Source organism: Nonomuraea sp. NPDC049695 (genome assembly GCF_040674955.1).
Taxonomy (GTDB): Bacteria; Actinomycetota; Actinomycetes; order Streptosporangiales; family Streptosporangiaceae; genus Nonomuraea; species Nonomuraea helvata.
Window position 1 is genome coordinate 124,011 of record NZ_JBFANV010000015.1, and the last position, 15,027, is coordinate 139,037.

General features: G+C 70.3%; 14 protein-coding genes. 11 read left to right on the top strand and 3 right to left on the bottom strand.

The features are described 5' to 3' along the window. The first annotated feature begins 47 nt into the window (after positions 1 to 47). The 8 genes from AB0J64_RS16290 (at position 48) to AB0J64_RS16325 (ending at position 8,681) form a co-directional block, all read left to right on the top strand. A complete protein-coding gene (locus AB0J64_RS16290; protein ID WP_364026960.1) occupies positions 48 to 722 on the top strand; it encodes a GntR family transcriptional regulator in 675 nt (224 codons plus the stop codon). A gap of 91 nt (positions 723 to 813) precedes the next feature. Then, positions 814 to 2,430: an ABC transporter substrate-binding protein gene (locus tag AB0J64_RS16295; protein WP_364026963.1), complete on the top strand. Its 1,617-nt coding sequence runs from the start codon at positions 814 to 816 to the stop codon at positions 2,428 to 2,430. Beyond that, on the top strand, positions 2,430 to 3,389 hold the full coding sequence (locus tag AB0J64_RS16300) for an ABC transporter permease (protein WP_364026965.1): 960 nt from the start codon (positions 2,430 to 2,432) through the stop codon (positions 3,387 to 3,389). The genes AB0J64_RS16295 and AB0J64_RS16300 overlap by 1 nt, the downstream gene beginning before the upstream one ends. Then, positions 3,382 to 4,209: an ABC transporter permease gene (locus tag AB0J64_RS16305; RefSeq protein ID WP_364026968.1), complete on the top strand. Its 828-nt coding sequence runs from the start codon at positions 3,382 to 3,384 to the stop codon at positions 4,207 to 4,209. The genes AB0J64_RS16300 and AB0J64_RS16305 overlap by 8 nt, the downstream gene beginning before the upstream one ends. Next, positions 4,206 to 5,171 (top strand): ABC transporter ATP-binding protein, encoded by a 966-nt coding sequence (locus tag AB0J64_RS16310; protein ID WP_364026971.1) that lies wholly within the window; start codon positions 4,206 to 4,208, stop codon positions 5,169 to 5,171. The genes AB0J64_RS16305 and AB0J64_RS16310 overlap by 4 nt, the downstream gene beginning before the upstream one ends. Beyond that, entirely contained in the window at positions 5,168 to 6,136 is a 969-nt protein-coding gene (locus AB0J64_RS16315; protein ID WP_364026974.1) for an oligopeptide/dipeptide ABC transporter ATP-binding protein, read from the top strand. Before AB0J64_RS16310 ends, AB0J64_RS16315 begins: the two co-directional genes overlap by 4 nt. 50 nt (positions 6,137 to 6,186) lie before the next feature. After that, entirely contained in the window at positions 6,187 to 7,944 is a 1,758-nt protein-coding gene (locus AB0J64_RS16320; protein WP_364027067.1) for a gamma-glutamyltransferase family protein, read from the top strand. After that, the gene (locus AB0J64_RS16325) at positions 7,941 to 8,681 is read left to right on the top strand and encodes a sulfite exporter TauE/SafE family protein (protein WP_364026977.1); all 741 of its coding nucleotides are present in this window, start codon (positions 7,941 to 7,943) and stop codon (positions 8,679 to 8,681) included. The genes AB0J64_RS16320 and AB0J64_RS16325 overlap by 4 nt, the downstream gene beginning before the upstream one ends. A gap of 11 nt (positions 8,682 to 8,692) precedes the next feature. Here the strand turns inward: AB0J64_RS16325 and AB0J64_RS16330 are convergent, their stop codons facing one another. From AB0J64_RS16330 to AB0J64_RS16340, 3 genes are all read right to left on the bottom strand, one after another. Beyond that, complete coding sequence (locus tag AB0J64_RS16330; protein ID WP_364026980.1) at positions 8,693 to 9,778, bottom strand: glutamate--cysteine ligase; 1,086 nt, start codon at positions 9,776 to 9,778, stop codon at positions 8,693 to 8,695. Positions 9,779 to 9,866: 88 nt separating this feature from the next. Continuing rightward, entirely contained in the window at positions 9,867 to 10,517 is a 651-nt protein-coding gene (locus AB0J64_RS16335; protein ID WP_364026983.1) for a M15 family metallopeptidase, read from the bottom strand. A 12-nt stretch (positions 10,518 to 10,529) separates the two neighbouring features. Then, a complete protein-coding gene (locus AB0J64_RS16340; RefSeq protein ID WP_364026986.1) occupies positions 10,530 to 11,678 on the bottom strand; it encodes an ROK family transcriptional regulator in 1,149 nt (382 codons plus the stop codon). Positions 11,679 to 11,814: 136 nt separating this feature from the next. On the opposite strand from AB0J64_RS16340, the gene AB0J64_RS16345 reads away from it, so the two are divergent. The 3 genes from AB0J64_RS16345 to AB0J64_RS16355 are packed head-to-tail and all read left to right on the top strand — an operon-like array spanning position 11,815 to position 15,001. After that, positions 11,815 to 13,140, top strand: coding sequence for an extracellular solute-binding protein (locus AB0J64_RS16345; protein WP_364026989.1), 1,326 nt, complete (start codon positions 11,815 to 11,817; stop codon positions 13,138 to 13,140). A gap of 5 nt (positions 13,141 to 13,145) precedes the next feature. Beyond that, positions 13,146 to 14,150: a sugar ABC transporter permease gene (locus tag AB0J64_RS16350; RefSeq protein WP_364026992.1), complete on the top strand. Its 1,005-nt coding sequence runs from the start codon at positions 13,146 to 13,148 to the stop codon at positions 14,148 to 14,150. Further along, the gene (locus AB0J64_RS16355; protein ID WP_364026995.1) at positions 14,150 to 15,001 is read left to right on the top strand and encodes a carbohydrate ABC transporter permease; all 852 of its coding nucleotides are present in this window, start codon (positions 14,150 to 14,152) and stop codon (positions 14,999 to 15,001) included. The genes AB0J64_RS16350 and AB0J64_RS16355 overlap by 1 nt, the downstream gene beginning before the upstream one ends. Positions 15,002 to 15,027 lie beyond the last annotated feature (26 nt).

Genomic DNA, 15,027 nt, shown 5'->3' on the forward strand with positions numbered 1-15,027 from the left:
CACCCCGAGCACGAGACCTGATCCCGCTGTATACGATAAGTCGCCATATGACTGATTTGACGCTGGGCGCGGCTCACCGGACCTTGCGTGACGAGGTCACCAAGGAGCTGCGGCGCCGCATACTCTCCGGCGAGCTGGCCCAGGGCGAGCGCCTGGTCGAAGACCGGCTGGCCGCCTCGCTCGGAGTGTCCCGCAACCCCGTGCGCGAGTCCATCCGGGTGCTGGCCGCCGAGGGGTTCGTCGAGGTGGTGCCCAGGCTCGGCGCCACCGTCGCGCGGCTGTCCGCCGAGGAGGGCGAGGAGCTCTTCGACGTGCGCATGGCGGTCGAAGGGCTGGCGGCGCGGCTGGCCGCACGCAAGCGGACGCCCCAGTCCGCCGAGCGGCTGCGCCGGGTGCTCGACCAGGCCAAGGAGGCGGTGGACAGCGGGCGCCTGGAGGAGGTGGCCGACCTCAACACCGCCTTCCACCTGGCCGTGGGCGAGGCGGCGGGCAACTCGTACCTCAGCCTCATGATGAAGCCCATGCTCCTGCGCGCGCAGTGGGTCTTCAGCCAGACCGCCGCCGTACGCGGGCCGCACTCCTGGTCGGAGCACCTGAGCCTGTGCGAGGCCATCGCGGCGGGCGACGAGGACGAGGCGCAGGCCAGGGCCGTCGCGCACGTCGCCGCCGCCCGGCGGTCCTTCCTCGCGGCCGTGCGCAGGACAAAACACCCGAACGATTAGAAAACGGTCAGATAACAACGGGGGGTCACGAAACACCAGTGAAATGTCAGGTCTTGTATACAGTCTCCTAAACCTTTCAACGGAGGCCCCCATGAGACCGTCCCCCAGGCTGGTCGCGGCGCTCGCCGTTCTCCCCCTTGCCCTGGCGGCTTGCGGTGGAGGCGGGTCCGCCGGCGCACCCGCGGCCCCGCCCTCCATATCCGACGCCTCAGCCGACAACCGGCCCGTCAAGGGCGGCGGCACGCTCAACGTGGCGCTCAGCGCCGACCCCGACGCCCTCGACCCGAGCATCTCGACCACGCTGGTGGGCCGCGAGGTGTTCGCGAACATGTGCGAGAAGCTCTACGACATCGACGCGCAGGCCAACCTGGTCCCGCAGCTCGCCACCGCCCTGCCCGAGATCTCCGACGACGGCAAGGAGGTGACGATCAAGCTGCGTGCGGGTGTGAAGTTCAACGACGGCACGGCGTTCGACTCCGAGGCGGTCAAGAAGTCGCTGGACCGGCACCGTACCTGGGAGAAGTCCGCGCGCCAGGCCGACCTGGCCGCGGTGTCCAAGGTCACGGTGGCCGACCCCACGACGGTCAAGCTCACGTTGTCGCGCGCGTTCACGCCGCTGACCGCGCAGCTCGCCGACCGCGCCGGCATGATCATGTCGCCCAAGGCGCTGGACGCGGGGAACGACAACTTCGGCGCGAGCCCGGTCTGCGTCGGGCCGTTCAGGTTCGCGAGCCGCACCTCCGGCAGCCAGATCGTGCTGGACAAGGCGCCCGACTACTACGACGCGGCCAAGGTCAAGCTGGACAAGCTCGTATACAAAATCATCGTGGACCCGAACGTGCGGGCCGCGAACCTGAAGTCCGGCGACGTGCAGGTGGGCGACAACCTCGCCACCACCACGGTCAAGGGCGTCCAGAGCGACCCGAACCTCAAGGTCGTCTCCGGCGGCGGCCTCGGGTACTACGGCATCACGATCAACACCGGCAATGCCGCCGGCTCCACCGAGAAGCCCGGCACGGTCAACACGGCGCTGGCCAAGAGCCCGCAGCTGCGCGAGGCGTTCGAGCTGGCGCTCGACCGCGACCTGATCAACAAGACCGTCTACAACGGCCTGCACGAGGTGGACTGCTTCCCCGTGCCGCTGAACAGCAAGTACCGGGCCGCGGACCTGCAGTGCCCGAAGCGTGACCTGGCCAAGGCCAAGCAGCTCGTGCAGGCCTCCGGCGTGCCGACGCCGGTCCCGGTCACGCTGACCTCACCCAACGACGCCACCAACGTCCGCCTGGCGCAGGTCATCCAGCAGATGACCAAGGAGGCGGGTTTCAACGTGAGCGTGCAGAGCGCCGAGTTCGTCAGCACGCTCGAGCAGGGCAAGTCCGGCAAGTTCGACGTCCTGCTGAACGGCTGGTCGGGCCGCGTGGACCCGGACGGCAACCTCACGAACCTCATCACCAGCCGCGGCAGCAACAACTACAGCGGCATGTCCGACCCGGGCATCGACGACCCGATCAAGCAGGCCGCCGCGGAGTCGGACCCGGCCAAGCGGGCCGAGCTCTACGCCGCCGCCATGAAGAAGGCCGCCGAGGTGCGCGGGGTCCTGTACCTCTACCACAACAAGTACTACCTGGGCATGAGCAAGAACGTCGCGGGGGTCCAGTACTTCGAGGACGGCCTGCCGCGCTTCGTCGCCGCCGGATTCGCCGCGTAATGCTCTGGTTCATCCTCCGGCGCTGCGGGTCAGCCGTGATCGTGCTGTTCGTGGCCAGCGTCCTGATCTTTCTGGGGATCAGGGCGCTGCCCGGCGACCCGGCCACGGTCATGGCGGGCGAGGAGGCCTCGCCCGCCGTGGTCGAGGCCATCCGCCACGAGTTCGGCCTGGACAAGCCGCTGCCCGCCCAGTACTTCGACTACGTCGGCCAGACCCTGACCGGCAACCTCGGCCGCTCGACGCAGGACCAGCTCCCGGTGATCGACATCATCGCCGAGCGGCTGCCGGTGACGCTGGAGCTGTCGCTGCTGGCCATGCTGGTCGCCATCGTCGTCGGTGTCGGGGCCGGCATCGCGGCCGCCGTCAGGCGCGGCCGGCTCGCCGACTACGTGGCCACCGGGTTCGGCCTGGCCGGCCTGTCGGTGCCGCACTTCTGGCTGGGCCTTGTCGGCATCCTGCTGTTCGCCGTCACCTGGCGGATCCTGCCCGCCTCCGGGTACGTCCCCTTCACCCAGGACCCCGCGCAGAACCTCCAGCGCATGATCCTGCCCGCCCTCGTGCTCGGCACCGGCTTCGCCGCCATCCTCATGCGCCAGACCCGTTCGGCCATGCTGGGCGCGCTGTCCGCCGACTACGTCAGGACGGCCAGGTCGAAGGGCCTGTCCGAGGCCAAGGTCGTAGGCGCGCACGCGCTGCGCAACAGCCTGACGACCGTCGTCACGGTGCTGGGCCTCCAGCTCGGCGCGCTGATCAGCGGCGCCGTGGTGACCGAGCAGATCTTCGTGATCCCCGGGTTCGGCAAGCTGACCGTGGACGCCGTGCTGACCAGGAACTACCCGGTCATCCAGGCCGTCGTGCTGATCACGGTCATCGGGTACGTGCTGGTCAACCTGCTGGTCGACATCGCCTACGCCTTCCTCAACCCCCGGATCAGGCTGTCAGGGGGCACCCGTGACTAAGCTCTGGCGCCGCTTCAGAAGGCGGCCGATGCCGATGGCCGGGCTGGTGCTCGTGGTCGCGTTCGTGCTGCTGGCCCTGATCGGCCCGCTGGTGACCGGCGACCCGGCCGCGCAGGACTATCTGGCCACGCTCGCGCCCCCGTCGGGCGCGCACCCGATGGGCACCGACGACCTGGGCCGCGACGCGTTCGCCAGGATCGCTCACGGCGCGCAGGTGTCCCTGCAGGCCGGAGTGCTCTCGACGCTGCTGGCGATGGTCGTGGGCATCCCGATCGGCCTGGTGGCCGGGTTCTACCGGCGCTGGCTCGACCCCGTGGTGATGCGACTGGTGGACGTGACGCTGGCGTTCCCGTTCCTGGTCTTCGCGGTGGGCCTGGCGGCGATCATCGGACCCTCGCTGAAGGGCGTGGTGTTCGCGCTGGGCTTCTCACAGCTGCCCGCCATCATCAGGATCACCCGCGGCGAGGTGCTGTCGGTCAGGGAGATGGACTACGTGGACGCGGCCATCGCCGACGGCGCCGGAGACGGGCACCTCATCTTCCGTTACGTGCTGCCGAACTGCCTCAACCCGCTCATCGTGCAGGCCACCGTGGCGATCCCGGGGGCGATCATCGGCGAGGCCACGCTGTCGTTCCTGGGGCTCGGCGTGCAGCCGCCCACGCCCTCGTGGGGCGTGATGCTGACGACCGCGCAGCAGTACCTGAGCGACGCCCCCTGGCTGGCCATCTGGCCCGGGCTGATGATCGCGCTGGCCACGCTCGGCTTCAACCTGCTCGGTGACGGGCTGCGTGACGTTCTGGACCCGAGGAGCGCCCGATGAGCCTGCTGGAGATCACGAACCTCACCGTCGGCTTCGACACCGAGGACGGCCTGGTGCAGGCGGTCAGGGATATCTCGCTCACGCTGGACGAGGGCGAGATCCTGGCGCTGTGCGGCGAGTCGGGCTGCGGCAAGTCGGTCACCGCGATGTCGGTGCCCCGGCTGCTGCCGCCCGACACGACCAGGCTGTCCGGCTCGGTCAAGCTGGACGGGCGCGAGCTCACCACACTCCCCGAGCGGGACCTGCGGCAGGTACGCGGCAAGGACGTCTCGGTCGTCTTCCAGGAGCCGATGACCTCGCTGAACCCGTCGTTCACCGTCGGATACCAGATCACCGAGGTGCTGCGCAGGCACGAGCGCCTCTCCCGCCAGGCGGCCGCCGGCCGGGCCGTCGAGCTGCTGGAGCTGGTCGGGATCCCGGCGCCCCTGCGCCGCATGAAGGAGTACCCGCACCAGCTCTCCGGCGGCATGCGCCAGCGCGTGATGATCGCGATCGCGGTGGCCTGCTCACCGCGGGTGCTGATCGCCGACGAGCCCACCACGGCGCTCGACGTGACGATCCAGGCAGGTGTGCTGGACGTGTTCCGCGACCTGCGCGACCGGCTCGGCACGGCGATCATCCTCATCACGCACGACCTCGGAGTGGTGGCCGACATCGCCGACCGCGCCGTGGTCATGTACGCGGGCCGCGCCGTCGAGCAGGCCCCGGTGACCGAGTTGTTCGCGGACCCGCGCCACCCGTACACGCTGGGGCTGATGAACGCGCTCCCGTCCGCGGCCGTCAACGGGCGGCTGGCCGAGATCCCCGGCATGGTGCCCTCGCCGCTGACGGACCCCGACGAGTGCGCGTTCCAGGCCCGCTGCCCGCGCGCCCAGGACGACTGCCGCGCGGCCAGACCCCCGCTCGAACAGCACGCGGACGGCCATCTGGCGGCCTGTTTCCACCCGGGAGGCAAGCGATGATCCTGCGCATCGACAACCTGGTCAAGCACTACGGCCAGGTACGCGCCGTGGACGGGCTGTCGCTGGAGATCGGCCAGGGCGAGGTGCTCGGGCTGGTCGGCGAGTCGGGCAGCGGCAAGTCCACGGTCGGCAAGTGCGTGCTGCGGCTCACCGAACCCACCTCGGGCACGATCGAGCTGGACGGCCGCGACATCACCCACCTGTCGCGGCGGGCCATGCGCCCGCTGCGCAGGGACGTGCACATGGTCTTCCAGGACCCCTTCTCCTCGCTCAACCCGCGCTTCACGATCGGCCAGATCGTCGCCGAGCCGCTGCTCAGGCATAAGGTGGCCGGCCGGCGCGAGGTGTCGGAGCGGGTTTCGGCCATGCTGGAGAAGGTGGGGCTGCGGCAGGAGATGCGTTCCCGGTACCCGCACGAGCTGTCCGGCGGGCAGCGGCAGCGGGTGGGGCTGGCCAGGGCGCTGATCCTGGAGCCCAAGCTGGTCGTGGCCGACGAGCCGGTGTCGGCGCTGGACGTGTCGGTGCAGGCGTCGGTGCTCAACCTGATGACCGATCTGCAGCGGGACATGGGGTTCTCGTGCCTGTTCATCACGCATGACCTGTCGGTGGTGGAGTTCCTGGCCGACCGGGTCGCCGTCATGTACCTGGGCAGGATCGTGGAGTCGGGCCCGACGGCCGAGATCTTCGCCGGGCCGCGGCACCCGTACACGCAGGCTCTGCTGTCGGCGGCCCCGGTGGCCGACCCGGTCAGGCAGCGGGAGCGGCGCAGGATCGTGCTCGGCGGTGACGTGCCGAGCCCGGTCGACCCGCCCGCCGGGTGCCGGTTCCACACGCGGTGTCCGCTGGCGTACGACGCCTGCCGTACCGAGGAGCCGCCCTTGAGCGATCCTCGCGGGAACGGCCATCCGGCCGCGTGCCATCTTGTAACGGCGGACCGCCTCCCTGATGCGGCCGCGAATCTTTAGAAGGAGAGATCTTGTTCACCACCAGGCCCGAGCTGTCGGGTGACTTCGGCATGGTCGCCAGTACGCACTGGCTGGCCTCCGCCACCGGCATGGGCGTGCTGGAACGCGGCGGGAACGCCTTCGACGCGGCGGTCGCCGCCGGGTTCGTGCTCCAGATCGTCGAGCCGCACCTGAACGGCCCCGGCGGCGAGGTGCCGATCCTGCTGTGGAGCGAGGGCGAGCAGAAGGTGTCCACGGTGTGCGGGCAGGGCGTGGCGCCCGCCGCGGCCACCATCGAGCGCTTCCGCGAGCTGGGCCTGGACATCGTGCCCGGCACGGGGCTCCTCGCGGCCACCGTGCCGGGGGCCTTCGGCGGCTGGATGCTCATGCTGGAGCGCTGGGGCACCTGGTCGCTGGCCGACGTGCTGGCGCCGGCGATCCACTACGCCGAGCACGGCGTGCCGGTGCTGGAGCGCATCTCGGCCACGATCGAGTCCGTCCAAGGATTGTTCAACAATGACTGGCCGACGTCGGCGGCGACCTGGCTGCCCGGCGGGAACGTCCCCCCGCCCGGGTCGAAGCTGGCCAACCCGGTGCTGGCCGCCACCTACCGGCGGCTGGTCGCCGAGGCCGAGTCCGCGTCGAGCACCCGTGAGGGCCAGCTCGCCGCCGCCAGGAGAGCCTGGTACGAGGGGTTCGTCGCCGAGGCGATCACCGAGTTCAGCGCGAAGACCGCCTGGCTGGACAGCTCCGGCGACGTGCACGGCGGGCTGCTCACCGGCGACGACCTGGCCGGCTGGTCCGCCACCGTCGAGGAGCCTCTCGGGTTCGACTACCACGGGCACACGGTCTACAAGACGGGGCCGTGGGGACAGGGGCCGGTGTTCCTGCAGCAGCTCGCCCTGCTGCGGGGCTTCGACCTCGACGCGATGGGCCACCTCAGCGCCGACTACGTGCACACGGTGACCGAGGCCGCCAAGCTCGCCTTCGCCGACCGCGAGGCCTGGTACGGCGACAACCTCGACGTTCCGGTGTCCGACCTGCTCAGCGAGGCGTACAACGCCGAGCGCCGCACGCTGATCGGCGCCGAGGCCAGCCTCGAGCTGCGGCCCGGCGCGCCCGGCGGCCGCGCGCCCCGGCTGCCCGACTTCCCCGCGCCCGGCACGGCGAGCGCCGCGCCCGGCATCTCGGGCGCCCGCTCCCCGCAGGGCGTCGGCGAGCCGACCGTGGCCCGCGACGGCACGGTGAAGGGCGACACCTGCCACCTCGACGTCGTGGACCGGCACGGCAACATGGTCTCCGCCACCCCCAGCGGCGGCTGGCTGCAGAGCTCCCCCACGATCCCCGAGCTCGGCTTCTGCCTGGGCACGAGGGCGCAGATGTTCTGGCTGCAGGACGGCCTGCCGGCCTCGCTGCGTCCGGGGACGCGCCCGCGCACCACGCTCTCGCCGTCGTTCGCGCTCAAGGACGGCAGGCCGTGGCTGGCGTTCGGCACCCCAGGCGGCGACCAGCAGGACCAGTGGAGCGTGAACTTCTTCCTCGCCGTCGTCCACGGCCGCCTCAACCTGCAGGAGGCCATCGACGCGCCCATGTTCCACTCCGAGCACTTCCCCAGCTCGTTCTTCCCGCGCGGCTCCCGCCCCGGCGTGCTGCACGTCGAGGACCGGGTGGACGCGGGCGTGCTCGCGGAGCTGCGGCGGCGCGGCCACGAGGTCGAGGCACAGGGCTCGTGGACGCTGGGCAGGCTCAGCGCGGTCGCCCGTGACGGCGCCTTCCTCAAGGCCGCCGCCAACCCGCGCGGCGCCCAGGGCTACGCAGTCGGCCGATGACCGATCTGCTCTTCCTGCTGGGCGCCGGTCTGCTGGCCGGTGTGGTGAACGCGCTGGCGGGTGGCGGGACGCTCATCTCGTTCCCCGCGCTGCTGGCGCTCGGCTACCCGAGCCTGACCGCGTCCGTGACCAACGCGGTGGCGCTGTGGCCCGGCTACCTGGGCGGCGTGCTCGGCTACCGGGCCGAGCTGCGCGGCCAGCGGCGCAGGGCGACGGCGCTGTCGATCACGACCGTGCTGGGCGCGGTCGTGGGCAGCGCCCTGCTCCTGCTCACGCCGGGCAGGCTGTTCGAGTCGCTGGTGCCGTGGCTGGTGGCCTTCGCCAGCCTGGCGCTGCTGGCCCAGCCGTGGCTGCGCAAGCGCTTCGGCGGCGAGGCCGGCGGGCCGCCCAGCAAGATGGTGTACGCGGGAGTCTTCCTGGGCGGCTGCTACGGCGCCTACTTCAACGGCGGCATGGGCGTGCTGCTGCTGACCGTGCTCGGCATGTTCCTGCACGACAACCTGCATCGCGTCAACGCCGTGCGGGCCACGCTGTCGCTGGTGATCAGCACGGTGTCGGTCGTGGCGTTCTCCCTGTTCGGGCCCGTGCAGTGGCAGGCCGTGGCGGTGGTCGCGCCGGCCAGCCTGGCGGGCGGGTTCCTGGGCACGCGCGTGGCCAGGCTCATGTCGGCCAAGGTCCTGCGCGGCGTCGTCGTCGCGTTCGGCCTGGGCGTGGCCGTGGCGCTGGCCCTGCACTAGGAGCCCGGGTTTCAGGCGACGGTGGCCTCGATGAGGTCGTCCACCACGTCGGCCAGGTCGTTGCCCCTGGCGTGCACCCGGCGCTGGCGCATGGCTCCCGAGCCCTTCGCCAGCAGCCGGTCCAGCCCGTCCTGGACGAACGCCAGGTCGCCCGCCTCCGCCAGCGCCGGCCGTACGTGCTCCAGGAGGCGGCGCGCCATCACCGGCGCGGGCACGAGCGTGCCGTGCCGCACGTCCATGCTGTCACCCATCAGCCCGTCGCGGGCGGCGCGCCAGTAGGCGGCGCGCAGCACCTCCGACGGGACGGGTAATCCGCGGTCGCCCCGCCGCACCGCGGCCAGCGCGGTCACGACCAGCGCGCGCACGAGCCCGATCAGCGTGAGGCTGTCGCTCACGTCGAGCGGCACGTCTGCCACCCTGATCTCGACCGTGGGCAGCCTGGGCGACGGCCGGGCGTCCCAGTAGACCGTCTTGGGGTCGAGCAGCGCGCCCGACTCCGTGAGCGCGCGCAGGGCCAGCTCGTAGTCGCCGAACGACGGGAAGTACGGTGGTGCGCCGGACACCGGCCAGCGGCCCCAGCTGATCACCCGCCAGGACGCGTAGCCCGTGTCGCGGCCCGCGAAGAACGGCGAGTTGGCGGCCAGCGCGATCAGCGTGGGCAGCCAGGGACGCAGGTGGTTGCCGACGTAGACGGCCTGCTCCTGGTCGGGCACGTCCACGTGCACGTGCAGGGCGCAGATGCAGATCTCGTCCTGGAGCGCCCGGTAGAGCACCCTGCCCTGCAGGTAGCGGACGTCGTCGGTGAGCGGGGGCGACATGACGTTCCCCAGTACGGGGATGCCGCTGGCGACCACGGCGAGCCCGCACGAGCGGGCCGCCGCGGCCACTTCCTTGCGCACGGTACGCAGTTGCGAGCCCAGCTCGCAGAGGTCGGCGGAGGGCGGCGTGCGAGCCTCCACCTGGAACCTGGTGATTTCGTACACCACGTCGAGCACATCCGTCGCCGCGGCCAGGACCTCGGCCGCTCGGGGAGCCACGTGGCGGGTGCGGGGATCGACGACGAGGTATTCCTCTTCGATCCCGATCAACGGAACCATGCCCACACCTCGCTGGGGGAGTCCAGAACTCCGGAATGAGGTTGTGCCCGTCCCCCAGCCTCGGGAAAACCCGTTCGGCAAACGGTTGTCAGACGGGGCCGTAAAGGGCGTGGGGAAATCCCGTGGACATGGCCCAGTAACGGTCGCCGTACGACCAGTGCCACCACTCCGTGGGGTAGTTGACCAGGCCCGTCGGCTCCAGGGCGGCGGCGAGGACCTTGCGGTGATTACGGGCCTCGGCGGAGATGTTGGGGGCTGCCGTGTAGCAGGCGCCGTCGCTCTGCTCCGGGTTGTCGTTGACCTGGGTGCCCATCTCGTACTCGACGCCGTCGGGGTCGCACAGCGTCAGGTCCACGGCGGCGCCGGCGGTGTGGGGGGCGACCTCGACTGGGGACACATACCGACTTGCCGCGATATATGACTCGTCGGGGGAAATTTCGGGGAAGGTGCGCTGGAGCTCCGCCCGGTACCCGTCGAAGATGCTGCGCTGCGTCTCGATGGGCCGGTAGCCCTCGACGATCAGCAGGTGGAAGCCGTCGGGCAGCAGGCGCTCGGCCTGCTGCAAGCGGTCGAGCAGGCCCGAGCGCAGGTGCGCGTACGCGCCCCGGTCGTCCGCCATGCGCCCGTCCACGCGCAGCCGCCCGCGCACGTCGGCCAGCGGCTCGCCGCACTCCCGCACGGGGATCCCGGTCACGCGGGGGTCGGAGATCAGGACGACATCGTTGGGGGACTGCCACATGGGCAGAAATTCTCACACAGTGTCGGAGAAGACCTGCTCCCGGGCCTGCTCCAGCGCCGCCACCAGCGCACCGCGCAGCACCGGGTTGCCCGCGACCCCGGTCGTGACCACGGTGGGCCGGCTCAGGCACACGCGGGCCACCGCCTCCTGCACCTTGGCGGCGAGCCGCGCGCCTCCCGCCCTGCCGATCTCGCCGCTGAGCACGATCAGGCCGGGATCGAGCACGACGGTCACCGCCGCCACGCCCACGGCCAGCCGCCCCGCCACCTCGTCCAGGTAGGCGTCGTCGCCGTCGCGCACCAGGTCGGGCACCGAGTCACCGGTGATGCCGTGCCGCTCGGCCAGCTCACGCAGCGCGGCGTGGCCCACCAGGCGCTGGAACGAGCCGGACTGGGGCTCCGAGACGTCGGACGGCAGCGGCTCGCCGGGGACCGGCAGCCAGCCGATCTCGCCCGCTCCCCCGCCGATGCCCCGGTGCAGCCGGCCGCCCAGCATGACGCCGAGGCCCTGGCCGACACCGGCCCAGATCACCACGAAGTCGTCGTGGCCGGCGGCCGCCCCGTACGTGTGCTCGGCGAGCGCGACCAGGTTGACGTCGTTCTCGATGGTGACCGAGGTGCAGAGCGTCTGACGCAGGCTGGCCAGCACGCCGACGTGCCAGTCCGGCAGGTCGTACGACCAGCGCACGTCGCCGGAGGCCGGGTCGACCACGCCCCGCGTGCCGATGACGAACGCGCGCAAGCGCGACAGGCTGACGTTCGCCGTGTCGCAGGCGCGCTGCACGGCCTCGTGGACCGCCTTGACCGGGTCGCGGCTGTCGAAGGGGTTGAGCGTGATCTCGACGACCACCCTGCCGGTGATGTCCGCCACAGCGACCTTGAGGCTGTCGGGCAGGACCTCGAGCCCGGCGACGTACGCGCTAGAGGGCACGACGGCGTACACGGCGGCGTGCGGCCCCCTGCCGCCGGCGCGCTCCCCCGCCACCTCCACCAGCCCCCGCTCCTCCAGGCGGGCGAGCAGCTGGCCCGCGGTCACCTTGGAGAGCCCGGTCCGTTCCCCCAGCTCGGCCCGGGTGAGCGGGCCGTCCACCAGGAGCAGTTCGAGCGCCGCGCGATCGTTCAGCCTGCGCAGCAGCCGGGGGACCCCCGGGCTTCGACTCATTGGCGCGCCTCTCTCGTCACGAATGGCTAACGAGCGTTTCTTTTAAGAAAGTTTCTTGTTAGTTTAGCAGCGTTGTTCGACATTGACGATCAGCCTGGTGCGGACCGTGGGCCGGCACCCGGGAAGGGAGAACCCTGTGAGGATCGCGAAGATCACAGCCGCTACGGTCAGCACGGCCGCGCTGGCCCTGGGTCTGGCCGCCTGTGGCTCGAGCGAGGCCCCCTCGTCCTCACCCAGCGCCGCCGCACCCGCCAGCAGCGGCCCCAAGTACGCCGGCAAGACGTTGACGTTCTGGCGCCTCGGGGACACCAACCCCGCCGCCCAGAAGTACACCGACGAGCTGACCGCCGAGTTCGAGAAGCAGACCGGCGCCAAGGTGAACGTGGAGTGGATCCCGTGGCCGCAGGTCAACGACAAGTTCACGGCCGCGGCGGCCGGCGGCACCGGCCCTGACGTGACCGAGATCGGCAACGACCAGGTCCCGCTGTGGCAGAGCCAGGAGGCCCTGGAGCCGATCACCGACATCGTCTCGGCCGGCGACCAGGCCCAGATCCCCAAGAACCTGATGGGCCTCGAGACCATCGACGGCGAGACGTACGCCGTGCCGTGGGGCGGCGGCAGCCGGGCGGTGCTCTACCGGGCCGACTGGTTCAAGGAGCTCAAGATCGAGATCCCCAAGACCTGGGACGAGCTCGTGGCCGCGGCCAAGAAGATCCAGGCCAAGAAGGGCAAGGACGTCGACGGCTTCGCCTTCAACGGCGGCTCCGACGCCAACCACCTGCTGGGCGCCCTGGCCTGGACCGCCGGCGGCGACTACGCCGTCAAGGAGGGCGACAAGTGGGTCGGCAAGCTCACCGATCCGGGCTTCAAGGAGGGCTTCGCCCAGTACACCGGCCTGGTGACCGACGGCCTGTCCGGCAAGTCGCGGCTCAACCAGAACACCACCGAGATCCGCACCCGCTTCGCCAACAACAAGGTCGGCATGTACCTCACCGCGTCGTGGGACCTGCCGGGGATCGCGGAGGACAGCAAGGGCAAGCTCAAGGGCGACAAGCTGGCCTTCTTCCCGCTCCCGTCCAAGGCGGGCGGCGAGGCGCAGTCCTTCCTCGGCGGCAACGACATCGCCGTGTGGGGCAGCGCGAAGGAGAAGGAGGCGGCCAAGGACTTCGTGAAGCTGGCCTCGGACAAGCAGTGGGGCGTGAAGTACGCCACCGACGGCGGCCTGCTCCCCGTCTACCCCGAAGCCCTGGCGGCCCTGTCCAGCGACCCGGCGCAGGCGCCGTTCGCCGCCGCCTTCGCCAAGGCCAAGGCCTTCCCCGCCGACCCGCAGTGGACGGAGGCCAACGAGACCAAGGCGGTGCTGCAGAACGCGGCCCGCAAGGTCATCGAGGGCAAGGCGAGCGCGGATGACGCGCTGGCCGCGGCCAACAAGGAACTCGAAGACATCCTCAACGCCTCCTGAAACCTATGACGAACACGTCAACGCTCGCCCGGGGCGGAGGCAACACCTCCCCCCCGGGACAGCGCCGCTCACACCGTCCACCGCGAGCCGGCGGGCTGCCCGCCTGGTCGATCCCCTACGTCCTGCTGATCCCGGGACTGCTGGTCATCGGGGCGCTGCTGCTGTGGCCGCTGATCCAGATGGTGATCATCTCCTTCCAGAAGGTGGGCCTCGTCCAGATCTCGGGCAAGAAGCCGGCCACCTGGGTCGGCCTCGAGAACTTCACCAAGATCTTCGAGAACGACATCTTCTGGTCCTCGCTGCGCAACACGGTGGTGTTCGCGGTGATCGCGGTGCCGCTCACGCTGATCCTCGGCACCGCCGTCGGCATCCTGCTGCACCGGCTCGGCAAGAAGATGTCGCTCTTCGTCATCATCGGCATCATGTTCGCCTGGGCGGTCCCGCCGGTGGCGCAGGGCGTCATCTGGCGCTGGCTGTTCGACGCCGAGAGAGGCATCGTCAACTGGGCGCTCAACCTGCTGCCCGACCAGCTCTCCAACGCCCTGTTCGGCCGGGCCGACTGGACCGGTCAGCCGTGGCTCAACGACGCCTGGTCCATCTACATGGTGCTGATCATCTGCGTGGTCTGGGCGGGCTTCCCGTTCATCGCGGTCTCGGTGCTGGCCGGACTCAAGGGCATCCCGGCCGAGCTGTACGAGGCGGCCAAGGTGGACGGCTCGGGACCGTGGCGCACGTTCAGGAAGATCACTTTCCCGCTGCTGAAGCCGGTGTTCGCGGTGCTGACCGTGCTCTCGATCATCTGGGACTTCAAGGTCTTCGCCCAGCTCTACGTGCTGGCCGGAACCACCAACCGGGAGGCCTACAACCTGTCGATGTACGCGGTGACCGAGGCGTTCAAGGCCCCGCCGAAGATGGGATCGGGCGCGGCCATCGCGGTGGTGCTGACCGTGATCCTGCTCATCGTCACCGCGGCCTACATCCGCCAGATGTTCAAGCAGGAGGAGCTGTGATGAGCCCGCTGGCCCGCAGGCGCCTGGGCAAGGTCGCGCTCAACGCGGCAGGCGTGCTGGTCTTCCTGGGAGCGATCTTCCCCGTCTACTTCATGGTCTCCACCGGCTTCAAGGCGAACGACCAGATCTTCACCACCGAATTCATCCCGTTCCCCACGCACTTCACCTTCGAGCACATCGCGCGGGTACTCACCGACGGCGTGGCCGGGCACTCGATCTGGCTCTACATGCGCAACAGCGCCATCGTCGCGCTCGGGACGGTCCTGATCGGCGCGGTCTTCGCGCTGCTGTCGGCCACCGCCGTGGCCCGGTTCCGGTTCAAGGGACGCACGCCGTTCCTGGCCCTGCTGCTCGTCGCGCAGATGATCCCGTCCGAGGCGCTGCTCATCCCGCTGTTCCTCGGCGTCAAGCGGCTGGGCCTCTATGACCAGTTGCTCGGTCTGATCGTGACGCAGGTCGCGTTGACGCTGCCGTTCGGGATCTGGATGCTGCGCACGTTCGTCGCCGCCGTGCCCAAGTCGCTGGAGGAGGCGGCCTGGATCGACGGCGCGAGCCGGCTCACCACCTTCTGGAAGGTGCTCTTCCCGCTGGTGGCCCCGGGTCTGGTCGCGACCAGCATCTTCTCGTTCATCACCGCGTGGAACGAGTTGATCATGGCGCTGTACCTGATCAATGACCCGACGAAATACACGATGCCCGTCGCGCTGCAGTACTTCTTCGGGCAGAAGGGCACCGACTGGGGCGCCATCATGGCCAGCTCCACGATGATGACCATCCCGGTCGTCATCTTCTTCCTGCTCGTACAGCGCCGCATGGTCTCCGGCCTGGTCGCCGGGGCCGTGAAGGGCTGACATCCGCTGGTCGGACGCTTGTTCGA